Here is a 26,279-nt window from a genome sequence, read left to right on the forward strand (position 1 = left end):
AATTCGCAAGATTACCGACTTTTTAAAATAGTTAGTAATCTGAAATTAATTACGCAAATTCTGAAATATTATCGATATTATATAAACTAAACTCTTCATGAGTTGATTGTGCCATCCATCTATAATCTAATAAAGCTTTTATTCTTAAAAGCCTTGATTTTAGCGGTAGTGCTTTATTTTTGTTTGCAACTCCAAAATAAACATTTTCACCATTTTTAATATAAACAGCGCCCGGAAAAGGTAGGGGTTCAAGCGGTGTTCCTTTTTTTGCTAGAGTGCTTGTTATGTCACGATGACGATAGGAATTAAAAATGTATTGTGTATATTCATTATCATATATAGCATTGACAATTTCAGGGACATTATATAAATCATATCTAATTATGTTGCTTGTTCCGCAGTATTGATCAAAGCCTTTCCTCATAATACGTATGAGTTTACTGCCTTCACTATAAATGTAGCCCTTTTTGATAAACCAACCATTAGCTTGAGGGTTGCTATTAACAAACTCTGCTAAATATTTGCTTACGCAGTCATCAGCATCAACACACATAACATGGGATGGGTTGAGTTGCCGCGCATAAATTAATCCCGTTGTAAATTTTGATAGTTTATCTAACTGTTTGCTTTTCCAGTCTTTGCCTTGTAATTCAAAGTTATGCTCAATATATGTGATGTGAGGATGGCTAAATTCTATCTCAGGCTTTTCATTGCAAACAACAATCACTCTAAAGTCGTTTACAGTTTGGTTACAGATTGATTTTACACACCTTCCAAATAATTTAGATACAGTTTCCCATGATGTAGAAACATATTTGCTTTTGACTGGAACTATAAAAACAAGCATATTGATCTTCCTATTTGGTCTGGTGATGGTTACATTTTGCCCTAAGCTCCTACGTAAAAACAACACTTTAGGTGGAACTATACAGTAAATTTACTGTTGTTGTCATTCAATAGCTAACCAGCTTTTTGTTTGCTTTAATTTATAAAAATTTTCCAAATAATATATAAGGGATATTTGTGATGACATCTAGCCTGTAATGAAGTCATGGTGTATGTACCACGTACCAGATATCACTTGTATGAACATCTTAATGCTATCTTCTACTTTTCCTTATCCGCCAACGCGGGGGGGAACCCAAGTGAGGACATTTAATTTACTTAAGTATCTGAGTCAACGCCATGCTATTACCCTTGTGACTCAACGCGATCGCAATGTTACAGACACCGAAATAGCAGGATTGCGCGATTGTGTGGATCATCTAGTAGTTTTTGATCGCCCCCTAAATTCTGGAACCACCGCAGGAATACTCAAGAAAATCCAGCGTTTTGGCGTATTTCTGCAACAGGGGACGCCACCAAGTGTACTCAACCGCTATTCAGTCGAGATGCAAGCCTGGGTTGATAACTTTGTGCAGCTAGGAAAATGTGATGTGATTACCTGCGAACATAGCGTTAACGAAATTTACGTACAATCGCATTTTCAAAAACAGCTAAAAACCATAGTCAATGTTCATAGTTCTGTTTACGGTAGTTGTCTTAATCAGCTAGCAACAGGCATTTCTGAAAATGCACTCAGAGATAAAATTAATCTACCGCTTCTGCGTCGTTATGAACAAAGCTACTGTTCTAAATTCTCGGAAATTGTAGTCACAACTGAAGAAGATAAAATTCAACTACAAGAATTCAACCCAAATAGTCAAATTACAGTCATTCCTAATGGCGTAGATTTGGTTTGTTTCCCTAACCGTACTGCCGATCCAGGAGGACATCGCTTAATTTTTATTGGCGCAATGGATAATTTGGCAAACATAGACGCTGTTAGCTTTTTCAGCAATGAAGTCTTGCCAAAAATCCAACAATATTATCCTGAAACAACCTTCGATATTGTCGGTTCTCATCCAACGCCAGAAGTTTTAGCGCTTCAAGAAAAACCGGGAATCAATGTGACTGGGCGTGTGCATTCGATGGTAGAGTATTTACACAAATCAACTATCTGCGTTGTGCCCATGCGAACTGGGTTTGGCATTAAAAATAAAACTTTAGAGGCAATGGCAGCAGGTATACCCGTAGTAGCAAGCGATCGCGGCTTAGAAGGACTATCTGTAGATGGCGCGAGCAAATCATTACGGGCATTACGAGCAAACAAGCCAGCCGAGTACGTCAACACTATTAGTCAACTATTTGATAATGCATATCTGCGCTCGGAATTATCTCGCAACGGTAGACAACTGGTAGAAACAGAGTTTACTTGGGATATCGCTGGTAAAAGTTATCAACAAGTTTGTCTTGGCGGAGGATGAGAATAATTCTTATATAATCCAATTTTCTGCTTGTTGAAGAGATAGGATTTACTAGAAGAGTAAGATTTAAGGAGCAAACCCCTGTCTTTGCAATTTATTACCGTTCCTCCCGCAACTTCTCAGCCACCCGCAGGCTTAATCGTCACTTTGCATGGTTGGGGTGCAAATGCCCAGGATGTGGCATCTTTATTGCCATTTTTCAACCTGCCAGATTATCAGTTTATGTTTCCTGATGCACCTTTTCCTCATCCCCATTCTCCTATAGGCAGGGCATGGTATGACCTGAGAACGGAAAATATGTATCAGGGCTTAGCAGAAAGTCGGCAACTGTTAGTAGATTGGTTGCAATCCTTAGAGACTAGTACTGGTGTGCCTCTATCGCGCACCATTTTGAGTGGATTTTCACAAGGTGGGGCGATGACTTTAGATATAGGATTAAATTTGCCCTTAGCTGGTTTAGTTGTGATGAGCGGATATTTACATCCTGGTGCAGGAACAGTAACTCAAAGTAGTATTCCGCCGATTTTAATCGCGCATGGAAGATATGATGAAGTTGTACCACTGCAAGCTGCCTTAAAAGCTAGAGAGACTGTGGAATCCCAAGGAGTGGCGGTAGAATACCACGAATTTGACATGGGGCATGAAATCAGTCCACAAATGTTAGAGGTGGTACGGAATTTTATCGGGAATACAATTAACTAGTCAAACGTTACAAATTTTTTATAAATTCTAGTATAAATCCTGAAAAATTTCACGAAATCCATGTCTTCTAATGAGTAATATATATTGGGTGGCTGCGTAATAGCGCAATTTCACCCATGCTGAAGGCGAGTGCTGCATAAGGGAGGGGCAAGCATTATGACAACTCTAAGCATTTCCAAGAAAGAAATTGCTGCCATGACTTCGGCAGAAGTAGAACAGTTGGCTACACGTTTGGAACTCGATAATTACAGTAATGCTTTTGAGGGTTTGAATGATTGGCATCTACTACGAGCGATCGCGTTTCAGCGTCCAGAGTTAGTTGAACCCTACATCTATCTCTTAGACTTGGAACCCTACGATGAAGCTTAAAGATTTGATAATTAGAAGTTAGCAGTTAATATTCCTAACCTCTAACTACTAATCCTAATCTTTTTGCTATGCCTAATCCCGAATCCCAAAGCGAAAACATCAACAAAAGGATTCTAATTGGCGTAGGCGGCGGTATCGCCGCCTACAAAGTTTGTGAACTGGTTTCGACGCTGTTTAAAACAGGTGTGGAAGTTCGAGTCATCCTCACTCGTTCGGCGCAAGAATTTATCAAGCCTCTGACTTTAGCAACCCTATCTCGTCATCCCGCTTACACAGATGATAATTTCTGGCAACCAACTCACTCTCGTCCATTGCATATTGAGTTAGGTGAATGGGCGGATGTGTTGGTAATTGCACCTTTAACAGCTAATACACTAGCAAAGCTAGCCTACGGTATGGCTGACAATTTACTCACAAATACTGTGTTGGCTTCTACTTGTCCCGTGCTGTTGGCTCCAGCGATGAATACGGATATGTGGGAACAAATAGCAGTGCAGCGGAATTGGCGACAGTTATTAACAGATAGTCGATATCATGGCGTCGATACAGCGTCGGGGTTATTGGCGTGCGATCGCGTCGGTGCTGGTAGGATGGCAGAACCCCCAGAAATTTTGGTTTACATCCAATCATTGTTGTACACTCAAGGCAAACGAGATTTAGCAGGTAAAAGAGTGTTGATTAGTGCCGGGGGAACGCGAGAGTATCTTGACCCAGTGAGATTTATTGGCAATCCTGCCACGGGTAAAATGGGATTGGCTTTAGCGCGAGCCGCACTCCACCGAGGCGCAAGTGTCACCCTCGTGCATGGCCCAGCTAGTTGGAATGTACCATTGGGAGTCCAAGCAATTCCCGTCGTTAGTGCCGACCAAATGCAGCACGCCATGCTAGAGTGTTTACCCAACGCTGATGTCATTGTGATGTCGGCAGCTGTAGCGGATGTGAAGCCAAAAGATTATAGTACAAAGAAATTGCCCAAGCGATCGCTTCCCCAAGCCCTACCCTTAGAACCTGTACCAGATATCGTCGCTCAATTAGCACAACTCAAACAACCGCATCAGCTGTTAATTGGGTTTGCTGCACAGACTGGAGATATTATCACACCTGCGTTAGAAAAGTTGCACAGTAAAAAATTGGATGCGATCATTGCTAATCCCATCGATCAACCCGAAACTGGTTTTGGCAGCGATCGTAATCAAGCAATCTTTTTAGACAAGCAAGGGCGTCAGGTAGAAATTGCACCCTGTTCTAAATTAAAAATGGCCCATCAATTGTTTGATTTTGTTAGAAGCTTTTAGTCAATAGATAGTTCCGGGTTCTACCAAAAGTGCGATCGCTTGTCTCTAATTTGGGCAGATTACAGGCGGCGTTATAAATTAATAAGTGTATCTGCAATACCGGACTTGTTCTGGCTTGATCTCAATAGCAAAGGTTTGGAGATGTCTACTTTATCAGAAACTTCTATCCTTGCAGCAATACTGCTGGTAGCTTTCGGCATTTTGGGCTGGGGCTTTTATCGCGCCAGACCTTTTGGGAAGCTGGGAATCTTAGCCTGGTTACAATCGGTGGTGTTGATGGCTCCCTGGCTGCTGTTTTTTGGATTGTTTGCAGCCGGGATTTACATCAATATAGTTGGTATATTGTTTTTGGTGGTCGGTTCCGCTGGGCTATACATATATTTGGGAAGACAGCTACGCGCAGCTGGTCAAGATGCCCTACTCAAGCAGCGAGCCACAGAAAGGCTCAATGCTGATTCCTCGTCTGAGACAAATCCTACAGAGTCAGCAGTAATTGCAGAATTAAAATCTGAAGTACCGCCAATACCGGATGATGACTTAAATGCAATTAGAGGTATTTTCGGTATTGATACGTTTTTTGCCACAGAAACCATCGCCTACCAGGATGGAGCCATTTTTAAAGGCAATTTGCGGGGAGAACCAGAAGAAGTTCACAATCGTTTAACTACAAGTTTACGGCAACGCCTTGGTGAGCAATATCGTCTGTTTTTAGTGGAAAACACAGACGGTAAACCTGTAGTCATTGTCCTGCCAAGCCGCAATGATCCCCGTCCGATGTTGTTATCGCAAAAAGCCTTTGCAGGTATCCTGTTGGTAGCAACCATTGCCACAAGTTTAGAAGCCGCGGGGTTAGTGCTGAATTTTGATTTCTTTGCCAATCCTGAGCGTTTCCAAGAAGCTCTACCTATAGGTGCTGGTATATTTGGAATTTTGGTAGCTCACGAAATCGGTCATTGGTTACTTGCTCAGCGTCACAAAATCCGCCTCAGCTGGCCTTTCTTTTTACCTGCTGTGCAGATAGGCTCTTTTGGTGCAATTACCCGTTTTGAATCTTTGTTGCCCAATCGCAAAGTTCTATTTGATATTGCTTTGGCAGGGCCAGCAGTCGGTGGTATTCTTTCTCTATTAATGTTGATAACTGGCTTGCTACTTTCTCACCCAGGCAGTTTATTTCAATTGCCTAATCAGTTTTTCCAAGGCTCGATTTTAGTGGGAAGCTTAGCGCGGGTTGTACTTGGTTCTGCTTTGCAGTCGCCCCTGGTGAGCGTTCATCCCCTAGTAATTATTGGTTGGTTGGGGTTAGTAATCACTGCTTTGAACTTAATGCCCGCAGGACAACTAGATGGTGGACGCATTGTCCAAGCAATTTATGGACGTAAAACCGCAAGACGGGCAACGATCGCAACTTTAATTTTACTGACCTTAGTATCTCTTGGTAATGTTCTAGCCATGTACTGGGCGATCGTGATTTTCTTTTTGCAACGAGATCCAGAACGTCCCAGTTTGAATGAAGTCACTGAACCCGACGATGCCAGAGCCGCTTTGGGACTTTTGGCTTTATTCTTGATGATTACCACGCTCTTGCCCTTGACTCCCGCCTTGGCTGGGCGTTTAGGAATAGGATAGTGCTTATAGAGCCAACACCCAAACAAGCAATATCTGCAATTCGGGTGTGCGCCCAACTTACCAGGGTTTATAAACGAATAGACCTTGTAAGATTGGACGAGTGCACCAGAAATATTTATATCTTGGCTAATAATTCAATAGAAGCTGAGGTAACACCAACTGGAGAAATTCTTTAGTTATAACTTGTCAAAAGTCAAGGACTACTAAACTTTTTTCGATAAATTTAAGGAGGATATGGAACCAACACCACAGCAGCTAAGAGCGGTGTATATAGTTTGCTACTGGCTAACAAAAATGTATTTACCCATCTATCTTGTAACGCTTGATTCTAGAGACGCGAGAATAGTAATCATCGCGGGTGAAGGTCAGTAATTGTTATTAATAAGCAAGGAGAATTGAGCTATGACCAGCCCGAATTATGAAGCAATGACCACAAAGGAGTTGCGGACTTATGTTTTAGCACACCGAGATGACCAAAATGCCATCAACGCTCTAGCAAGCCGAGTTGAAACAAATGGAGTAAAGTTAGATTCTCCAGAACAACTGCCAGATGTAATACGTAGGCAGCAAGAACAGCAAGAGTAAAACTAAATTAAAATCTTTGATAAAGCGTTGTACTACAAATACAACGCTTTTATTTTGCCTTAACAGCAGTATCTACTCAGACTTGACACGATTTTTACTCAGTAACAAATATCTGAGCAACGTAGTTATTTAAACTTAAGTGGATGGTTTCCAACCCGCTAGCAGATTCGGGTAAGCCGTTGGTGTGGGGAAGATTTTCTGGAAGCCAGTCTGACGCTCTTGAGGTTTTTCTTTGCTCATGTTCCAGAGGCTTTCATAGAAAAAGAATGATACCCCGGCAAAGTTGCGATCGCGTACTTTTTGTACTTGTGTTTGAATCTGTTGCATCGGCACAGACCTATTTTTCAAACCAGCTAAAATACCAATACTCACTGGAATATGGCTCTTTGCTGCCTTCACTTCTGGGTACTCTAATTCGCTGACAAAGACATTCAAGTCATCCCGATATATCTGCAAAACTAGTTCTTCGATAATTCCTAGACGTTCCCATCTCTGCCAGTCTGCTAAAAAGTATTCGTAGGAAAAACGCTGAGGATTAGGCGCAACAGAAACGAGACAATCTTTTTTAGTGGCTTTGATAGCTTTGAATACCCGCTTGGTAAAGTCGGTAATTTTGTTAGCTCTCCAGCGCACCCATTCTGGATCTTTAGAATTTTTGGAGGGTGCTCTACCACGGTGTTCTTTTTTGTAAAGTGCTACTGTATAGGCATCGTATCCCAATTCTGATGGCAAGCCAAAATGATCATCAAATTGAATTCCGTCGATATCGTAGTTTCTGACGATTTCAACAATTAGATCTTGGATGAACTGTTGTACTTCTGGGCGAAAAGGATTTAGCCAAACGCGGTTGTGTGTCCCTTCCTTGATAATCCGCGTACCGTTGCTGCGACTGGTGAGCCATTGAGGACGATTTTTCGCTAATAGGGAATCCGCTGGTGCCATGAAGCCAAATTCAAACCAGGGAATTATTGTTAAGCCTTTTTGATGTCCCACATCGACAATCTCTTTGAGTATATCTCGTCCTTGTAGTCCGGGTGTGGGATCAAGCGATCGCCCAATAACTTTGGCTGCAATTTTGCTGGGATACAGTGTATACCCCCAATTCCAAACCGCTGGATATATGGTATTAAAATTGAGTTCATCAAGGCGTTGTAATGATCCCTTGAGGCGATCGCTCGAAAACAGCACATTGCTATCAATATTTGTTAACCACACACCTCTTAACTCAGATGATGCTGCTCTCTGAGGAATAGTTTGAGCGTTTATCGGAAACGATAGCATCACTGTAGCCACCATACTCAAGGTCACTATGACGGTAAACAACCTTGGCTTTATGCTTTGGCGAATATTCCACCAATTATGAAGCTCAACACACCACTTTACAAACCTTTTCATCATTTGCTACAGAGATCATCAAATTATGAACAATGACTGACATGTGTAGATATAAGTTGCTTTATCGCTTTACATCAACCAATAGCCAGATAAGTTTTCTCTCACTTCCTGAAGTTTATTGTTAAGCCATTGTATAGCATTTATTTTGACATTGTTAAGATAATGGCTACTGTGTCGCCTTCATATGTGACAATCTAAAGAAGGATACGGTAATAAACTTACTGCTAATTTTTTCCTATCTTCTCTGAATCTATACTCAGTTGATATTACCTCCACATTAACCCTTAACTGTAAATGTGGAATAATACACAATATCTTCGCTTATTAGCTGATGCGTAAGATTATGCTAAGTATTGCAGAGAAAATCTCATGCAAATTACATAGATATTATTTGTAAACAAAAGTTAACATGTAGCGGATATTACTCAGCTATTTTTAAAATAAAAGCAGGATTTTTAATGATCAGCCTAAGTAATTCAGAAGATGGCAACGTTAGCACCACACCGGCCACTGAGCGTCTAGCAAGAGCAATGACAGTATCGGCTGGAGAGTTTTCATTGATACTAGTATGTTGTAACTGTGTCAAAATTCAGCAGCAAATACTGAATTCGTTAACAGAATTTTCACCAGCTAACATCCAAGACATTTTGCTTACACCTGAACTTGAGACGCTATATACGACTCTCGTAACTACAATTGGTGATACTCAACCCGAAGCTTTGATGGTGCGAGGTTTAGAATCTGTAGTAGCAATTAATCAACTAATCATTAGTACCAATCTCATCCGAAATGAGTTTCGGAAAAAGTTTCGGTTTCCCTTGGTATTGTGGGTCAATGATGAAATTCTTCGTAAGCTAGTTTGGCTAGCACCTGATTTCAAAGACTGGGCGGCCAGCACTATTAGATTTGATGTACCGAGCAACCAATTAATTGAATCTGAACAGCAAGCTATTAGCGCCTAAGCCTGACTTTATCCAAATCACAAGACAATATTAGTATCATTTAATATATATTACCTACGTAATTTATCATAATTTTTTTTGTAAATACTAAGAAACAAACAATCAGTACATCCACGTCTATCCATACATCAGTCGGTAAAAACAGATGCTAATTTAATCCCAACTAGTTCGGTTTTGGGAGCATATACTTTTTTGGGTATTACCGAATCAAGTAAATGATGCTAATAAAGATTTGTTGCATAGCTGCATAAATCCTAAAGTCACCTCCGATAAGTTAACAACGATTTAAATCGGGGAGGCCAGATTTTATACTCCATCCCAATACTTGTCGCGTTTTGCGGGAAAAGGGGAAAAAAACCTTGTACCTTTTCCTCAAACCAAATTCCGAGTTGAAAATGCAAAACTCCAAGTAGTATTGACTTCCATCCTGCAACGTTTTTTGCCGGTAGTTGCTAGTTATTAGTACTTTGGCTTTTGACTAAATATATGCTTATTACTGGCTAATCCCAAATCTGGATCATATTACTATGAAAAATCTCTTGAAAGGCAACCATACCAGCAATCAAGGACGAATTGTCACTGCTTGGTTTTTGACTGCCATTTTGTCTGTTGGTAGTGGATTAACTCTAATTAAAACTGCCTCAGCTGCTTCTGCAAATCTCTCGTTAGAAACTGGGAGTTCTTTGCGCTTAGCTTCTACAAAGAATCCTACTAGCAACCTGCCAGCAAATTTTCCTCAATCTGTCAAAAATGCCGTTTTACGAGCGGCATCTGTACGTTTGCAATTACCAATTTCTCAACTAACTATTATTGAAGCCCAAGAGCGAACTTGGAACAATGGCTGTTTAGAATTGGCTAATGCTGAGGAATTGTGTACCCAAGCTTTAGTACCAGGTTGGCGGATAGTTGTCGGGACTGCTAACCAAACTTTGGTTTATCATACCAATCAAAATGGTTCCGTAATCAAGCTAAATGAAAAGGCTAGCGAAACTAAACTGGCCCCTGTACCAATTCCCGCAAGTGAGTTACCACCACCATTAGACCAAGGTGTAGTGTTTCGGGAAATTTCTAGTGGAGGTATAGCTGGTAGAACCTACGAAACTGTTTTACTCAATGACGGGCGCTTGATTCGGGTACGGATTGGTGATGCTAATGATTCTGAGCGTAGTGTTCGCCGTGTTTCTGTGCAACAGGTAAAACGGTTTGAGCGACTATTAAAGAGAAGGGAATTTAGTGACTTCAAGAATCTGAGTTATCCAGCACCCAGCGGTTCTGCTGATTTCATCACCTACACCCTCACCAGTCAGGAGGGTACGGTTCAGTACAGCGATATTTCTCAAGAGCATCTACCAAGGAAGTTACGAGCAGTAGTCACAACCTGGAATCAGATTATAAGCAACGCACAATGATCATTTAGAGAGCGATACGCTCTATCTCATTAATTTTAATGGTTAGATGGGTTTTTAGTAAGGATTTTAGTCCTTAATTTTTTAAGCACTAAAGTGCTTACTACGAACCTCTCAAAACTTTTGCGACAGACCAGTAAGAACGTTAATTGTTGGGTTTCTACAAATATTTTTATTTATTCAGAGCAATAAAAAAGCGCTATTCAGTCTTTTTAAAAGCAAGACAAAACTAACTCCGTTTTATCTATCGGAATTTAGTTGTATTTTTTGATGTTTGATGGTAGTATTATACTTGTAGTAAATACTTCCGGCGATAGATGAGCCATCAAAGTGGATACTCACACCACCGTTGGGTACAATCTCATAATCCTGCCAAGTTAGAGCTGAAACTGCTACAAAAGCAACAAAAAGAACCAATGTTCTATTACTTTGCTTATGGCTCTTGTATGTGTCCGGTGGATTTGAAGCGATCGCTTGGCGAAAATACTCACCCTTATGTCATAGGGACTGGAATCCTCAAAGGCTACCGACTTGGGTTTTATCTATATTCTGATATGCGTAAATGTGGTGTTCTGGATGTAGTGAAAGACCCTAAAACCAGCGTCAAAGGTGTACTTTATCAGTTACCATGGCGACTGAGTGAATATTTGGATAAACGTGAAGGTGTTTCCCAAAATGTCTATAGTCACGAATCAGTAGATATTCACTGCCAAGATCGGAAATACAAAAATGTTCGCACTTATATAGTGGTTAACAAGCTTACAGAAGAAGCCGCACCCAACGACTGGTACTTTAATGTTGTTTTACGAGGTGCTATTACCTGCGGACTACCAGAAGAATATTGTTGGCATTTATTTAACCACATGCACCAATTACAACAGCGCTATCAAGACACGCAAATATTACGATTTGCATAAGAGTTTCAAAGGTGACGCTGAACTTATCAAGGGGATCTTTGTTTTTTGGCTCGGCTAAGAGTGAACTTCTGATAAGAGGAACAAGATGATGATATCTACAACTGTTAATTCCACGGTGAGTGACATCTGCATTCGTATTCCTCAGCACTACCATCGCCAACCAATTATCTCGCGATTAATTTCTAGCTACGATTTAACCGTCAATATTGCAGCAGCTCTTTTAAAAGTTGATAGCATAGACGATGGTTGGTTTAATCTAGAAATACAAGGTAGTTTTCAACAGGTAGAAGCAGGTATTGCCTATCTCCAAAAGCTGGATATAGAGATTGAGCAGCTAAATTTCAAAATCCTTGGGAAGGAAGGTATAGATATAAGCGATCGCTGTAGTCGCTTCCAGTCAAGTCCCCAAATCCAAGACAATCAAGCAAAATTTGATTGGAGCCTAATCCAAAAACAAACAAATCGGGCGAAGTTTCATGTCTGCATCTCCAAACACTACCGTTATTCTCCGGTAATTGCTGGGCTGGTTTCATTTGGATTAACTGTAAATATAGTTGGAGCTTCATTAAATACAAATACTAAAGATGATGGTTGGTTTGATTTAGAAATTTGGGGTAATCCGCAGCAGATTGTTTTTGGCTTGAGGTATTTAAAACAGCTAGGCTTGCAAATTTGGTTATAAGTTAATCGCCCAACCTGCCAAAATTCAAAATAATTACAATTCATAGTGTATTAGAGGTATAAAACTATGACTCATGCTTGCTGTGGTCCTGGCTATGCTTCTCCAGAAGCAGCCATGAATGCAGAAAGGGAAAAAGTGCTTTATGCGATCGCTCTCTATACGAATACAGGTATCGAACAGCCAGATTATCTTGCTACCGTAGACGTTGATCCCAATTCCCCAACCTACTCCCAAGTGATTCATCGCCTATCTGTACCTTATATTGGCGATGAGTTACATCACTTTGGCTGGAATGCTTGCAGTTCTTGTCATGGCGACGCTAATAAATCCCGGCGGTTCAGTGTGATTCCTGGACAACGCTCTAGCCGCATCTATGTTGTTGATACAGCAGATACAAAAGTACCCAAACTGCATAAAGTCATTGAACCAGAAGAAATTAAAGAAAAGACTAACTTAACCGCCCCTCATACAGTACACTGCTTAGCAGATGGTCATGTAATGATTTCCATGCTAGGTGATAGCGAGGGGAATGGCCCCGGTGGCTTTTTGTTACTGAATGAGAACTTTGATATTGCTGGACGCTGGGAAAACAAAGCCGACACCATGAGATTTAACTATGACTTTTGGTATCAGCCGCGTCATAACGTTATGGTGAGTAGTGAGTGGGGCGCACCCAAAACCTATTATGCTGGCTTTGACCTCAACGATGTAGCAGCTGACAACTATGGTCATCATATACATTTCTGGGATTGGTCAAAACACGAAATTATCCAAAGTTTTGATTTGGGAGAAGAAGGATTACTTCCTTTAGAAGTGCGCTTTCACCATAACCCTGACAGTACTCATGGATTTGTCGCAGCAGCGCTTAGTAGTAATGTATGGCATTGGCACAAGTTTAACGGTTATTGGGAAATAGATAAAGTGATTGATGTGCCATCGGTGGAAGTGAAAGGCTGGCCTATCCCTGTGCCATCATTGATTACTGATATCTTGATTTCAATGTGCGATCGCTATATTTATTTCTCCAATTGGTTGCATGGAGATATTCGCCAGTACGATATTAGCGATCCCTTTAATCCTAAACTCACTGGTCAAGTTTGGTGCGGTGGTTTGCTGGGTAACGGTGGTGAAGTTCAAAGTCATAAATTAGCTGGTGGGCCGCAAATGCTACAGCTAAGTCTTGATGGTAAACGGCTTTATGTAACGAATTCTTTATTTAGCACTTGGGATAATCAGTTTTACCCTGATATGTCCAAAACTGGCTCATATTTGTTGCAGATTGATTGCGATACTGAAAATGGCGGACTAAAAATCAACGAAAATTTTTATATTGATTTTGGTAAAGAACCCGCAGGCCCCGCTCGCGCTCATGAGATGCGCTATCCTGGCGGTGATTGTACTTCTGATATTTGGGTGTAGCAAAGGGCAAGTAAAAATATATACTAATACGGTTTTTTACTGTTTCTCTAAATGGTGTTATGAACATTTAATAACATTTACTAATAAATAAACAATAACGATTATCGGCTGTCGGCTCATAACTTAAGTTGTCAGCAATCGTAGACATGATTTTCAAACCACGCCCACGCTCTTGATCATTTTCCTCTAATGTAGATGTTTCTCGCAATTGTTGCTCTAAGTTAAAGGGTTCACCTTGCGACCAAATGCGAATTTCTATCTGTTTATCTAACCGTAAAACTTCTATTTCAATAGGAGTTTCAATTGGTAAATTTTTGTGGGCATGTTCAACAATATTAGCAAAACCTTCTATTAGCAACGTTTGACATTGCCACCAAATTTGTTTATCTGGAATAGGTGGTTGATTTATCAGCTCGAACCAAGACAATACCTGAGACGAAGCGGCCAGGTCTGTATTAACTTTTAGATGAATGTGATGATTCACTTTTTAGCAATTAAAATAGTGTGACATTATCATATTCGAGAATTAATTTATTTAATTTGAGTAATTTTACTATACATTCTTAACTAAATTACATGTAATTTGAATGAGAGCAATTATGTAGTTTTTATTCTATTTATTACAATGTAGTTTATGTTAAAAATTTTAGTTATTGATGATGATCCTATCGTGCGAGCGGCACTTAAAAGAACACTCCAAAAACAGGGTTATGATACAACTGTAGCCAGCAATGGCGAGGAAGGAATCATACAAGCACAGCTGCTACGTCCGGCGTTAATCATCTGTGACTGGGTGATGTCACAGCTAGATGGATTGGAAGTATGTCGCCGAATTAAGGCAAATCCAGAGTTAGCAACTACTTTTTTTATTCTGTTGACTGCAAAGGGAGCAGCTCCAGGAGAAGAGGAAGATCGAGTAAGGGGATTGGACGCAGGAGCAGACGAGTTTGTCTCTAAGCCAATCGAGATGAATGAATTGAAAGCACGAGTCAGAGCAGGGCTGAGGTTACACCAACTCAATCAGGATTTACAAAGTCAAAAGCAAGTTTTAGAGACACTCAATCATAGTTTACAAACCCAAAAGCAAATTTTGGAAGCAGAATTGGCTGAGGCGGCTGATTATGTGCGATCGCTTCTACCCTCAGCGCTTATAGGAGCAGTCAGAGCAGAAGCACTGTTTATTCCCTCAACACAACTGGGAGGTGATAGCTTCGACTATTACTGGATCGATGATGATCATTTAGCTATTTATTTGTTGGATGTCTCAGGACATGGGGTAGGTTCAGCCCTATTATCTGTATCTGTACTTAATGTTTTGCGATCGCAATCCTTGCCTAATACTAACTTTTGCCAACCTAGCGAAGTTCTCAAAGCACTTAATCATGCCTTCCAGATGAAAAACCACGGTGATAAATACTTTACAATTTGGTATGGAGTTTATAACCGTCTTAAACGTCAACTCGTTTATGCCAACGCTGGACATCCACCAGGTGTACTGTTATCAGGTACACCTGCAACAAAAATCCAAGTTAGACAATTAGACTCTTTAGATTTGCCTATTGGTTTTTTGCCTGATGTCAACTTTGATGATGCTGTCTTTGATATCGAAGAAAATAGCACTTTATACATCTTTAGTGATGGTGCTTACGAAATTAATCAGCCAGACAGCAAGATGTGGGGTATTGATGCTTTTATTGATTTATTAATCAACTGTAGCCAAGAAAATACTCGTCATCTAAACCAGATATTAGCCCACATTATGAACTTAAATACCAATAACAATTTTGATGATGATTTATCTCTACTAAAAGTTAGTTTTGGTTAGCTTGAATGAAATTTTTATCCAATCATCATTGGAATTAGCTATTGAGAATTCTCAATTGCTGAGTAACTTATTGAGCTGCAAGTACTTGGCGATTGAATTCATCTTGATCGGCAAATGTTTGGAAAATTCGATCTAGCTTTGTTAATTCAAATAGCATCCTTACTTGATCATTAACAGAGCAAACAAAGAGTTTGCCATCTGCTTTTCGCACCATTTGCATTGCCGATACTAGAGCGCCTAAACCAGAACTATCAACAAATTTTACATCTTTAAGATCAATCAACAAAATATCAGATCCGTTCTTAATAATCTCACTAACTTCTTGACGTAGTTGATTGCCTCTAATACCATCTAAAATACCAGATGGTTCTAGTACTGTTACTTTAGGATTCATAGTTTTAAATTCCTACTATTTTGTACATTGCTATTTTGACATTTGACTACTAAAACGGCAAGGTATTATACAATTATTCTTGTATTAATACTTGTTTATTACTATTTGCCATTGCAGCAAAGAAGCTAGCATCAACCCATTGGCGAGCAATTTCAAAAGCTTCAAAATAACCATCCTTTTGACCTAATTCTCGTGCCCAAAATCGAGATAAAACGAGTATGGCGTCAAGTTGCATAAATGCTTTAGACATCTCTGATTCATAACAACCAATAGCTGCAACTTTTTCTTCAATTACAGAGGTTATATCCACAAAAAAGTTTGGTTCAAACCCGCGCAAAAAAACAGGTGGTGCTGAATACCAAAGAGGAATATTTTTGCGAGTAGCGACATTGGAAATTGCGATCGCACATACCTCATGATCTCTATGCCCATATTTTTCAGATTGTGGTGCATGAGTAATAATCAGATTTGGTTGCCAACGCTTAATAGCTTCTTCTGCGACTTTAATCACTGTTTGTGTTGAGAAATTACACTCCTCAAGAGCATAAAACTCGTAAGTTGCGCCGATAATTTTACCAGCTGCCTCTGCTTCTTGATGACGTGTACCCTTCACAGCCGAGCTAGAAAGACTGCCATCAGTCAAAATCAAGCAGCGAACGTTCCATCCGGTCTTAGACATTAGACTGAGAGTACCGGCAGCAGGTAATACTTCATCATCAGCATGAGCATAAATTGTCAAGACAGTTTGCTGAGCAAATTTGTCGGAGTCTAGATAAGTGTTCATAGCTTTTTACTTTGTTAAATTGGATTTACTAACATCATGGAAATTGTCCTTAGTCATTAGTCATTTGTCCTTTGTATATACAAATAACTAATGACATCCACAACTAAAAAGCATGTGATTAGTAAGCACGTCAATTAGACATCTTTTGATGGTTGCCAGAAAGAAGCGCGGATAATAGCGGATAAAAGTAATAAATTATAGATAGCCCAAGCACTATTTAGCAGGTGAACCCAAGGAGAATTTAAATGACCAATTGCAAAGCGGTAAATACTCCACAATATACCTAAAATAGTGAGTAAGAAAACGAGCAATTGAGGCCAAACAAGTTGGAGATAAATTCCAGATTGTCGCTGCTTAGGCGTTACTTGGAATTTAAGATTACCTCCAACAAACACACTCAAGACTGCTTGGATAAATAGAGGAAATAAAGCGATCGCGTATTGCTCGGCTCGCCAAACTTCTCTAGCGGGAATACCCCAAGTAGCTGCCATGAAAGTCAAGCGATTGAGCATAAAAGCTGGAAAAAAGTGGAGAGCAAAATCAGGGCCATAGGTTTTAACTGGAACTATGTCCGTGAAAAAATAAATAATTGGGCAAGAGATAAAAACAACAGTAGCAAAACCCGAAAAGTAGCTATACATTGTCTTAAAATAATGCAGCCGTTGCCAAAATGTTAGCCCTGCTTTCGTGAGTGGATTTTCTCGAAGTAGCACTTGAATAGTACCTTGTGCCCACCGAAGTCGCTGTTTTAAAGTAGATTTTAAGTCATCGGGTGCTAAACCTTCTGCTAAAAGCTCATGATGATAAACAGATTTCCAACCAGCACCATGCAAACGCATAGCTGTATTCATATCTTCTGTAATACTGTTGCTAGATACACCACCAACTAATTGAAATTCATCTAAACGTTTTTCATCTTTAGCAAACTCATCAGAAAAGTATTGCAATCCAACATTAATTAGTGCTTCACGCCTCAATATTGCATCTGTTCCTGTATAGAATGCGGCATTCATGCCATCTTTTCCCTGTTGGAGTGGGCCATAAAATAGATGTGCTTGATGGCCAAAAGGATCGCCTGGAGGAATGTTGTAAAAATCCTGGGGAGTTTGCACAAAAGCAATTCGATTCTGCTCGTATTTTCCTGTGAAAATATTGTAAGTGTAGAAATATGGCAAGACACGCTTGAGAAATTGTGGCTTGGGGATATGATCAGCATCCAAGGTAAGAATAAAATCTCCTGAAGTTTCTCCAGAAAAAATCGCATAATTGAGATTGCCAGCTTTAGCATGATGAGGTACGCCAACTGGTTTAGGACGAGCAATGTAGCGAAAACGAGCGAGTTCAACTAGCTCAAGTTCTTTTTGGCGAATAGCTTCTTCTAATAAGAGCCGTTCAGCAGTGAGGCGATCGCTTAATGTTGTTGCAGGAGAATTGCTAATACTTTGATGAGCAGGATGTAACCATAGAATTAACTGTTGCAGACTTTGTACAAATCCGGCAGCAGTTTGGTCAAGACTTTGAGCTTGTTCTGGTGATAATTCTTGCAACCATTGTTCAGCTGCTTGAGTATTAGGTGTCAAATTTTCGAGTTGCTGAAAGCGCTTTAATAAATAAGCATGTTCTGCATCAATCCGAGTGGCTTCTTGCTGTAACAGTGGTGACTGTAAATCTTCGATACACAGCTTTTCCGTCATAGCTCGTATAGCAGCTGAATTACCATCATCTAACACATAAACGCGCAACTTTGTTGGAGGATAATCAATTGCTAGAGCCGCCTGAGCAGTTTGTTCTACAATTTCTGGTGGTTCGTTGTAACATGTCACAAACACATCTACTGTAGGCCATTCAGGTCTAGGTAGAGGTGGGGTCATCTGGTCGATAGACTTAATCTGTCGGATTAAAGGACGCCACAAGCCAATCACAAACATCACACCGCCAAAAAAGCTATAAATTTCTGCTAGCAGCAACGGAATAGAGAGCCACAGCGCATCAAAATTGATTGAATGAGTGATGCGCCATTGCAAATACCAAATACCAAAAATTAAATTGATTTCTGCCAAGTAGCGAAATAATAGCGTTCTTTTTTTTAAGCTTGAGCGACTATTGCCTGAAAAAGTTAATGAATCGTCAATAATGGGAACTGAAGTCATGTTGATACCAAAAATAATAATTAATGGGCTAGTGGATATCTACCTCTAGCTTTGTAAAGCAGACTTTCTAAAATGAGCGCATTAGTTCTAACATCAACGAAGTATTAATACTGAGTTTGTGATTTTCATATCGTCCTGACAGGTAGCCGCGATTTTTATCAGCCAAATTCTGAGCAAAGTCTCGCAGCATTTGACAGTAAAAGTCATTTGGCATGAGAGCAAACCAGTAAAATGTTGCTTTAGTACTGACAAACCGTAAGTAATGATTAGCAAAGTTGTAAATTTTCATATCCGTTCTCTTGCGGTCAGACACGTAATGAAGCCATTGCCTCATAACCAGTATTCCCAAGTACGCTTTATGATTAACAGACGTAACTTCATAAAGCACAAAAAACTAAATGGGATTACAGCGATTTTCAATTGAATTGCTTGTAGGGTGGGCATTGCAATGCCCATCCTACATAAAATCCTCGTTTTCCCTATTCCCTGTTCCCTTTCATTGATGTGCTATCTCTCCCCGAAATCCAGTAATCTTCAGAACTATCAGAAATTAACTTGGCTTTTTGCGTGGGAGTACTGGGTAGACCTCGACCAGAATTTCCTTTGGCTACAGTCTGCCACCAAGGAGAGTTCATGGTGGTAGATGGACGAATCAAAGGTTGCCGATTCATGACTGTGTAAAGCAAGGATTGCAAAATCATGCTGTTGGTGCTGCTAGTGAAACCAATCGCTGTTTTACCTGTGGTTTCATAAAAGCCCTCATAGAAGCCAGCTAATGGGTTATATAAATCTGTCGTCCCTCGCAGTAACTCTTGAGCATACTTGTTTTCTGGAAGCAGGGCATGATAAGCAAAAGCCACTGCTGTACTGACTACTCGCCCCTTTGGTACAGATTGACCATCATCTCCTAAAGCCACCCAAGGGTCGCCTTGTCCAGTAATCGTGCTATGGACAGTGTAGGGTTTGCGATCAATTAGGGTGGTAGCGGAGGCTGTGAGGGTTCCAGTGCGACGATAACGCTCAGCTTGCGCCTGGAAAATTGGCTGAAATAGCGATCGCATTTGCGGATCTAGTCCAAACTCCAGAGCATACAGCAAGAACGGATTGCTAACTGTGTATTGATTTTTTGAGTTAGTGTCGGTTCGGCGACGCTGGATTGGCACTTTTACGCCTTCTACCAAAGCAGTTTGATATTCACCCCCAACAGCAGAACGCGTCACATCAAATCCCCATAATTGAAAAGCCCGAGCTGCATATTCTTCATAGCCCAAGCGGGTTTCAGGATTAACACGGGTAAGCGATCGCTCATCATTTGTAACAGTGGCACTAGAGAGCATACCCTCGCGCACAACTCGCAAGTATGACCAATCCAGCACAATTTTATCCACAGCAGCCGTGTATTCTGGATGACAGCTTTTTAAGTTGTAAAGCGCTGCCAAAATTCTGCCGACATCTAAAGATGACCAGCCGTTACCTTGTGGAACTGGATTACCGCCGTAATCTACGGGTTGGAGCGATCGCGTATCATAACCCCGACTTGGTAACTCTCCAGCAAATAATGGGAGTTTTGTCAATGCGGCTAAAAGATGACGGGTGCGCTGGTCAAATTCCTTGGCAGTAATGATATCGAGCGATCGCGCTGCATGGAGTGCTGCTAAATAATCACCCAAACCCCAGAGAGTTGCACCTTTGAAATCACTGCGATCGTCAATTAACCCACTCTTGGAGTGATAATTTGCCTGAAAGTATCGCCATGCTGCCTCTGCATAACGTCGTTCAATAATTGTCAGCGGTCGAGTCAACTTGAGTTGAGATTTTGACTCTTGACTCCCAACTGGTGGAATGGGTGCAACGCTCACCTCGATTACCTTAGAAGTATCCGCAGGAGTTGCTGCTGGAGGTTTAGGACTGGAATTTGGTTGATTTGAAGGTGTCGCAGCAGAAGTATTACCACTGGGCTTACCAGTGGACACACTAGCAGACGCAGATCCAATTAAAGGACGGTTTCCCCTAGCTTTGTAGTACAAAATCTCTAAAATTAGCCCGTTAGTATTGCCAGTCAGGGCTTTATTAGGTTGCTTTGATTCTTCATAAATGCCAGCATAATAACCACCGTCATCGGGACTACGGAGATCCTTGACTGCATCAAAAACTTTTTGGGCATAAGCATTATCTGGGAACAGATAACGCCAGCCAAAGGCAGCTTTTGTACTGACACTGCGTAGCTGTGGATAAGGCTGGTTGGTATCGGTGATTGTTGCCCAGGTTTCACCATTAGCATAAACGGTGTTGTAAAGAAAATACGGTGCTTGATCGATGTTATCTTCTGTAACCGCAGTCAACTGATCTGTGGCATCGTAGCGGCGTTTTTGCACATCTAAGACCCTAGCAGCAAAATCAGCTAACTCACCTTGCAAGCCAAATTCAATTCCTTCGAGGATATAAGACTCACTGACAACGTAATTATTAGCATTGGTGCTTTTAAAATCACGGGTATCAACTGGAATTTTTACACCATTGATTTCGACCAACTTAAATGGGTTTAGAGAAATAGCCTTGGGTGCTGGGAAACCCCAAAGTTCATAGCCTCTAGCACTGTATTCCTCATAGCCAAGTCGTCCTTCTTGCACCAGTAATGTTTTGTTGTCTGGTAGAACTGTAGCCCCAAAAAGTTGTCCATCTTTAAGCGATCGCCCCACCTGCCACTTCGCGACAATTCCTTTTAGCCAGTCATTGTAGCCAGGGTGACAGGTACGAATCACATCAAATGCAGCCAGCATCCGACCAATATCTAAAGCAGACCAGCCAATACCCCGCTCAATCGGATTGTTTCCGTAATCAACTATCTGTGCGGTAGCGGCGTTATAGACTTTATTCGGTAAAGCATCCTCAAATAGTTTCAGGCTACTGAGAGTCGTCAAAAACTTATTGAGACGAGCATCAAAGTCTGCTTGGTCAGTTAGATTCAACCAGCGTGCAGCATTTAATGCCATTAGGTAGTTACCCATATCCCAAATTGTGCCGGAAGGATAACCCCCTGTGGAATTGGTAAATCCCGTTGCTGGTTGATAATTTTTTACAAAATACTGCCAAGCAGCACGAGCGTAAGTCTGTTCATCAGGTGTGAGCGGAACTGTAATATTGCTACAGCTATTAGAATTTTGCGATAAGACTGGTGTCGGGATGTAGAACCACAATTGCAGAAATGTCCCAACTAAGAACAATGCAATCCATCTCAACAGCTTTTGTTGACGGGGTTTGTATATCATATGCAAAGAAGGAATTAGGAGTTGAGAGCGTCATAGCGCGTCTGTACAGTTATATTCCTAAATCGAGCTTTGTCAGGTCTATTCTTTTAGTAATCGCTTTATTTATGAAAGTTAGAATTATTGCTGGTGATGGAGGTCGTCAAACCAATTCGCAATTGCAAATTGCGAATTGTTCGATAAACCAAAACTATCTATAAAAGATGTTTTGGCAGGGGAACCTGAACCAAAAAGTGATATAACTTTGTTCCAAGAATATCGCTCGGAGTTTAATCCAGAACAAAGATTTAAGGGAGGTAAGGCATACGTTGGAGAAGATTTAATTACAACTCCAAACATTTTTACCTAATTATCAATAAAAAATATCTCAAAGCCTGACTCTATCGTACATATAAACTAATTTATGACGATTGCATTTAAGTTCTATATCCTAGCCACAAAGACGCTTTGATTGTTTTCAGAGATGTCTTTTAAGGCTCTGATGGAGGTGCAAACTGTGCAAATACCTCTGCTGCTGTCAGGTTCTTGGTTTCATTGGCAAAACAGTAATATTTGGGCTTTTCATCAATAAAGATCTGATGATCGAAAACAAGACTTTCACAGTTATCGAATAGTCCAACAGGCAAGAAGTACTGGTTATTTTGTTTCAATTTGTAAAATAGATGGCTACCACACTTATTGCAGAATCCACGCTCTGCCCATTCTGAAGATTGATAAACCCCGATATTTTCTTCACCAGAGAAGCTAACATCACTTTCACACTCAACTACTAACAAAGGCCCTCCACCCCAGTTGCGACACATACTACAATGACACGCTCCCACCTTATTACTCATACTGGTTGTGGACAAGTTTACCGCTCGACACAGGCAGCTACCTTTTGCAATGCTCACGTTAGACATATTCTTTTCTCCGATCCAAAAATGCTAACAATTACTCACATCTTTCCTGTTTTATACCGAAAGTGTCAGTACTATCAAGTTTACAGGCTAATACGGTCGCCGCTCACTTCAGCAGATGCCTAAACTCAAATTTATACTTCTATACAACGCCAGTTTTTCATTGCCTTAGAATCTTAGTTGTAACTTGCGGTATTCTGATGGCTCTTTTGGTTGAATTCTGAACGCTAGTTTAATCAACGGAGGAAATCTACCTCCGCACGCAACTAGCTCCTCTTAACTCCTGCCCAAACGGTAAGTGGTTTGCCAACTTGCTTATATAGCAAGCTTTCCAATATCACACCATTATTGTTGGCTGTGAGAGCTTTATTCGGCTGACGTAGAGACTCGTAGAAGCCGTTGTACCAGCCATCTGGAGATTTGAGGTTAGTTTGAACAAAATCAAATAACTGGCGCGTGTATGCAGTGTCATAAAGCACATACCAGCCGATCGCAGCTTTGGTACTGAGGAACCGCAAGCTATTGTGCTGCTGTTGGGTATCTGTGATCGTAGCCCAAGGTTCTCCATTGACAAACAAGCTGCTGTAAACGAAGTAGGGAGGACGATCTAGGTTGTCTTCAGTGACGGCAGTTAATTGTTTTGTCGCTCGGTAGCGAGCCTCTTGGGCTGCTAAAATCCGGTCAGCATAAGCTTTAGGCAAAGCTTGAAACCCAGTTTCAATACCGTCTAAAATATAAGGCTCACTGAGAACATAATTATTAGCTCCAGAGTTTTTATAGTCACGGCGATCATAAGGAACGCCCTCTCCGTAAAGATTCACAAAGGCGGTGTGAGATTGATGATCTAAGGCTTGCTTGACATCCAAGCCCCACAACTTCAAGCCATAAGCAGCATAATTCTCGTAGCCTAAGCGACCTTCTTGGTTGTACTGTTCTTTACCTTTGACAACAGCAGTACCGTACATTTGCCCATTTTTGGTAAGACGCTTGACCTGCCAATGCTTCCACACGGCTTCTGTTTGCGATCGCAACTGTGGATACTTTGCCCCAACAATCTTTAGCCAGATTGCCATCCGTCCTAAATCGATCGCAGACCAACCAATTTCTTCTCTTTTTTCTAGTTGACCGTAATTAACAGGTAGAAGAGTTTTGGCGTTGTATACTTTGTTAGGCAGTTCTCCTTTATACAAAGGCATGGATGCGAGAGTCTTCAACATCTTGCTCATCTTGGCTTCAAATTCCGCCACTGGCACGATATTAAGTTCTCTAGCACTAACTAAGGCAGCGATCGCAGCTGCTTGATCCCACATTGTTACAGAAGTAAAGCCATCAACAGAATTGACTAAGCCGGTTTCATCGTTCCAGTTGCGCTGGAAGTATAACCACGCCTGACGGGCAGTTGCAGTTTCCTCTGGGGTGAGTTTTCCAACTCCAGGAGCAATATAAGGAGTTGCTGTTATTTGACTAGGGCTAACGGGTGTCCCTGGCAAAATCGCCGATTTGGCGTCAATGGCAACTGTTTCATCTGCTTGGGTAGGTAAGGCAGTTTGGGATGTTGAGATTTTAGGTGTTGCTACAGAAGCAGTCCGAGAGAGTTGCTTAGACCAAAAATTTAAAATTGCGATCGCAATTACAGCGGTAACTACCCCTCCCACGGAAGCTAATATAGATAAGCTTTTAGGAGGTGGTTGAAAATCAGAACTCATGCTGATTAAAGCCTCATATTGTAAGTCACTGTTGCTTGCAAAATCTAATCAAATACATTCTTCCCAACTTTGAAAGCTAACTAACAGTCTAGGAAAGGAGACAGGAGATGCCCGACTTGTAAAAGAAGTCTAAAATTTGATCCGTAATTGCCCTGTCAACGAGTTTCCATCGTAGGCGCTTGCCCCTGTATCTTGATTGCGGACATTACTAAAGCTATAGCCAAGATCTGCCTCTACATTGGGTGAAAGTTTTACCGTACAGCGAGATTGATAAGTATTGGCATTATCGAATTCTCCTTTAAGTCGTTGTCGTCCTAGGTTGGCAGATAAACGACAGCGCAAGAAATCAAAAATATCTCCCTCCCAAGCCACCTCAGCGTTGTAAACGAGGAAATCTGATGGAGAGAAGTAGCCACTTGTACGTTCTAAATCGCGATCGTAACTCCAAGTGAACAAGTTAGCTGCTAAGGAAAACTGCCCAAACTTGCGCTCTAGTCTACTAAACGACTGTATCTCTGAATTACCATCGTTATAATTGCCCAAGCGTAATGAAGAGAATAAACTGGTGTCCCGGTCAATTTGCCAGTATAAATCAGGACCAAACCGCCAAGCAGTAATTTGATTTTCTAAAGTTCGAGCGTTGGATTTATAAGGCCCTTGATCCAAGTTAGCTGATAGTATCAAACCCGAAAGTAATCGACCTGATGAAGAAACTTTCGGCGGCAAAATTGGAGCCTCTACTTTGGCATTGAGATTGATGGCTGTGGGTAGACGGTTGAATAAATCGACCCCGGCTGCTGTTTGTAATGTCGCTTGCCCAATTTTCCCCTCCCATCCTATTTGGAAGGGAATGTTGGTAATTGAGTCAACATTGCCTTGCTCAAAGAAGTTAAAACCTGTCTTGAACAGTATTTTATTGCCATTACTCAATCGAAACTGAGCCGTTGGTTCAATGAATAAGTTGTTTTGTCCAAAGTTGTCTGTGTCATTGCGAAAGTCTGTTTGGATACTTTCTAAAACTGCAATCGCTTCAATTGGTTCAACATAAGTTGGTAGTGGTTTGGGTAACGCTGGCGGTGTTGGCGGCGGTAATCGCAGACCGGGATTGAAGTTTTCTGGTGCTGCAATCAAAATAGGTTTTGGCTCTAATTGATAGGGAACTGCAACTGGCTCCTGATTTCTGGATTTTTCTTGAGTCAATTCTAAGGATGAGTTCCAGTGTTTATGTGGTTGGGCAGCTTGTAACTTAGCTCCTAATAACATCCAAATACCTACTGCGATCGCTTGGATCTGTATACATCGCAAAACCAACTTGGTGTCCAAACTATGTCGAGAGACAGAGAGATAATCTCTAAAACTACCTGTCATCGGCTAATACTATAGTTTTATATAGAAAAACGAGCTGCCGGAGAATTATTTCTTCGACTTGGCATTATGATGCCCAATTTATTCTCATCAGCACACTCATAAATAAAACCCTCACTAAAATAGTGAGGGCATTCATTTAAAATCTTTTAGTAGCAAGATTGGTACAAGAATGGTTCCCAGGCTAGATATAAACTCCTTCTAAAATTTTTGTAAAAAAAACCGC

Annotated in this window: 26 protein-coding genes; 15 read left to right on the forward strand and 11 right to left on the reverse strand. The window is 40.9% G+C overall.

Going from position 1 to position 26,279, the window contains the following annotated elements; genetic code table 11:
• Positions 1-49: 49 nt before the first annotated feature.
• The gene (locus HCR01_RS23150) at positions 50-847 is read right to left on the reverse strand and encodes a glycosyltransferase family A protein (protein ID WP_193198456.1); all 798 of its coding nucleotides are present in this window, start codon (positions 845-847) and stop codon (positions 50-52) included.
• A 238-nt stretch (positions 848-1,085) separates the two neighbouring features.
• On the opposite strand from HCR01_RS23150, the gene HCR01_RS23155 reads away from it, so the two are divergent.
• The 8 genes from HCR01_RS23155 to HCR01_RS23180 all read left to right on the forward strand — a co-directional run bounded on the left by HCR01_RS23155 (position 1,086) and on the right by HCR01_RS23180 (position 6,883).
• Positions 1,086-2,306, forward strand: a complete 1,221-nt coding sequence (locus HCR01_RS23155; RefSeq protein ID WP_193198485.1) for a glycosyltransferase family 4 protein — start codon at positions 1,086-1,088, stop codon at positions 2,304-2,306.
• Positions 2,307-2,393: 87 nt separating this feature from the next.
• The gene (locus HCR01_RS23160) at positions 2,394-3,008 is read left to right on the forward strand and encodes an alpha/beta hydrolase (protein WP_193198457.1); all 615 of its coding nucleotides are present in this window, start codon (positions 2,394-2,396) and stop codon (positions 3,006-3,008) included.
• 156 nt (positions 3,009-3,164) lie between these two features.
• Positions 3,165-3,377 carry a DUF2555 domain-containing protein gene (locus tag HCR01_RS23165; RefSeq protein ID WP_162399252.1) on the forward strand — a complete coding sequence of 71 codons (213 nt, stop codon included), beginning with the start codon at positions 3,165-3,167 and terminating at the stop codon, positions 3,375-3,377.
• A gap of 68 nt (positions 3,378-3,445) precedes the next feature.
• Positions 3,446-4,672 carry a bifunctional phosphopantothenoylcysteine decarboxylase/phosphopantothenate--cysteine ligase CoaBC gene (coaBC, locus tag HCR01_RS23170; RefSeq protein WP_193198458.1) on the forward strand — a complete coding sequence of 409 codons (1,227 nt, stop codon included), beginning with the start codon at positions 3,446-3,448 and terminating at the stop codon, positions 4,670-4,672.
• A gap of 141 nt (positions 4,673-4,813) precedes the next feature.
• Entirely contained in the window at positions 4,814-6,298 is a 1,485-nt protein-coding gene (locus HCR01_RS23175) for a site-2 protease family protein (protein WP_193198459.1), read from the forward strand.
• The gene (locus HCR01_RS40850; protein WP_413773966.1) at positions 6,298-6,474 is read left to right on the forward strand and encodes a DUF6888 family protein; all 177 of its coding nucleotides are present in this window, start codon (positions 6,298-6,300) and stop codon (positions 6,472-6,474) included. The genes HCR01_RS23175 and HCR01_RS40850 overlap by 1 nt, the downstream gene beginning before the upstream one ends.
• Before the next feature lie 58 nt (positions 6,475-6,532).
• Positions 6,533-6,670, forward strand: a complete 138-nt coding sequence (locus HCR01_RS40855) for a DUF6888 family protein (protein ID WP_413773967.1) — start codon at positions 6,533-6,535, stop codon at positions 6,668-6,670.
• A gap of 30 nt (positions 6,671-6,700) precedes the next feature.
• The gene (locus tag HCR01_RS23180; protein WP_193198460.1) at positions 6,701-6,883 is read left to right on the forward strand and encodes a DUF6887 family protein; all 183 of its coding nucleotides are present in this window, start codon (positions 6,701-6,703) and stop codon (positions 6,881-6,883) included.
• 135 nt (positions 6,884-7,018) lie between these two features.
• On the opposite strand, the gene HCR01_RS23185 is transcribed toward HCR01_RS23180, so the two are convergent.
• Complete coding sequence (locus tag HCR01_RS23185; RefSeq protein WP_413773968.1) at positions 7,019-8,281, reverse strand: glycoside hydrolase family 10 protein; 1,263 nt, start codon at positions 8,279-8,281, stop codon at positions 7,019-7,021.
• 455 nt (positions 8,282-8,736) lie between these two features.
• Between HCR01_RS23185 and HCR01_RS23190 the strand changes: the two genes are divergently transcribed.
• The 5 genes from HCR01_RS23190 (at position 8,737) to HCR01_RS23210 (ending at position 13,664) form a co-directional block, all read left to right on the forward strand.
• Positions 8,737-9,240, forward strand: a complete 504-nt coding sequence (locus HCR01_RS23190; RefSeq protein WP_193198461.1) for a hypothetical protein — start codon at positions 8,737-8,739, stop codon at positions 9,238-9,240.
• A gap of 527 nt (positions 9,241-9,767) precedes the next feature.
• On the forward strand, positions 9,768-10,649 hold the full coding sequence (locus HCR01_RS23195; RefSeq protein ID WP_193198462.1) for a hypothetical protein: 882 nt from the start codon (positions 9,768-9,770) through the stop codon (positions 10,647-10,649).
• 314 nt (positions 10,650-10,963) lie between these two features.
• Positions 10,964-11,563 (forward strand): gamma-glutamylcyclotransferase, encoded by a 600-nt coding sequence (locus HCR01_RS23200; protein ID WP_193198463.1) that lies wholly within the window; start codon positions 10,964-10,966, stop codon positions 11,561-11,563.
• Positions 11,564-11,648: 85 nt separating this feature from the next.
• Entirely contained in the window at positions 11,649-12,245 is a 597-nt protein-coding gene (locus HCR01_RS23205; RefSeq protein WP_193198464.1) for an NIL domain-containing protein, read from the forward strand.
• 66 nt (positions 12,246-12,311) lie between these two features.
• Positions 12,312-13,664, forward strand: coding sequence for a selenium-binding family protein (locus HCR01_RS23210; protein WP_193198465.1), 1,353 nt, complete (start codon positions 12,312-12,314; stop codon positions 13,662-13,664).
• Positions 13,665-13,731: 67 nt separating this feature from the next.
• On the opposite strand, the gene HCR01_RS23215 is transcribed toward HCR01_RS23210, so the two are convergent.
• Positions 13,732-14,148 (reverse strand): ATP-binding protein, encoded by a 417-nt coding sequence (locus HCR01_RS23215; RefSeq protein ID WP_193198466.1) that lies wholly within the window; start codon positions 14,146-14,148, stop codon positions 13,732-13,734.
• Positions 14,149-14,298: 150 nt separating this feature from the next.
• Here HCR01_RS23215 and HCR01_RS23220 point away from each other — a divergent pair, with 150 nt between their 5' ends.
• A complete protein-coding gene (locus HCR01_RS23220) occupies positions 14,299-15,489 on the forward strand; it encodes a PP2C family protein-serine/threonine phosphatase (protein WP_193198467.1) in 1,191 nt (396 codons plus the stop codon).
• A 67-nt stretch (positions 15,490-15,556) separates the two neighbouring features.
• Here the strand turns inward: HCR01_RS23220 and HCR01_RS23225 are convergent, their stop codons facing one another.
• The 5 genes from HCR01_RS23225 to HCR01_RS23245 all read right to left on the reverse strand — a co-directional run bounded on the left by HCR01_RS23225 (position 15,557) and on the right by HCR01_RS23245 (position 22,086).
• Complete coding sequence (locus tag HCR01_RS23225) at positions 15,557-15,883, reverse strand: STAS domain-containing protein (RefSeq protein WP_193198468.1); 327 nt, start codon at positions 15,881-15,883, stop codon at positions 15,557-15,559.
• 73 nt (positions 15,884-15,956) lie between these two features.
• Positions 15,957-16,667: a PIG-L deacetylase family protein gene (locus HCR01_RS23230; RefSeq protein WP_193198469.1), complete on the reverse strand. Its 711-nt coding sequence runs from the start codon at positions 16,665-16,667 to the stop codon at positions 15,957-15,959.
• Positions 16,668-16,801: 134 nt separating this feature from the next.
• Positions 16,802-18,817 (reverse strand): glycosyltransferase, encoded by a 2,016-nt coding sequence (locus HCR01_RS23235; protein WP_193198470.1) that lies wholly within the window; start codon positions 18,815-18,817, stop codon positions 16,802-16,804.
• A 67-nt stretch (positions 18,818-18,884) separates the two neighbouring features.
• Positions 18,885-19,106, reverse strand: a complete 222-nt coding sequence (locus HCR01_RS23240; RefSeq protein WP_193198471.1) for a DUF3131 domain-containing protein — start codon at positions 19,104-19,106, stop codon at positions 18,885-18,887.
• 190 nt (positions 19,107-19,296) lie between these two features.
• Positions 19,297-22,086 carry a DUF3131 domain-containing protein gene (locus HCR01_RS23245; protein ID WP_193198472.1) on the reverse strand — a complete coding sequence of 930 codons (2,790 nt, stop codon included), beginning with the start codon at positions 22,084-22,086 and terminating at the stop codon, positions 19,297-19,299.
• Between the two features lie 169 nt (positions 22,087-22,255).
• Between HCR01_RS23245 and HCR01_RS23250 the strand changes: the two genes are divergently transcribed.
• Positions 22,256-22,432: a hypothetical protein gene (locus tag HCR01_RS23250; protein WP_193198473.1), complete on the forward strand. Its 177-nt coding sequence runs from the start codon at positions 22,256-22,258 to the stop codon at positions 22,430-22,432.
• 121 nt (positions 22,433-22,553) lie between these two features.
• On the opposite strand, the gene HCR01_RS23255 is transcribed toward HCR01_RS23250, so the two are convergent.
• The 3 genes from HCR01_RS23255 to HCR01_RS23265 form a co-directional block, all read right to left on the reverse strand.
• Positions 22,554-22,985: a GFA family protein gene (locus HCR01_RS23255; protein ID WP_193198474.1), complete on the reverse strand. Its 432-nt coding sequence runs from the start codon at positions 22,983-22,985 to the stop codon at positions 22,554-22,556.
• A gap of 263 nt (positions 22,986-23,248) precedes the next feature.
• Complete coding sequence (locus HCR01_RS23260) at positions 23,249-24,688, reverse strand: DUF3131 domain-containing protein (protein ID WP_193198475.1); 1,440 nt, start codon at positions 24,686-24,688, stop codon at positions 23,249-23,251.
• Positions 24,689-24,817: 129 nt separating this feature from the next.
• Positions 24,818-26,056, reverse strand: coding sequence for a hypothetical protein (locus tag HCR01_RS23265; RefSeq protein WP_193198476.1), 1,239 nt, complete (start codon positions 26,054-26,056; stop codon positions 24,818-24,820).
• Positions 26,057-26,279: the final 223 nt, after the last annotated feature.

It is taken from the genome of Nostoc sp. MG11 (assembly GCF_014904695.1).
Lineage (GTDB): Bacteria > Cyanobacteriota > Cyanobacteriia > Cyanobacteriales > Nostocaceae > Komarekiella.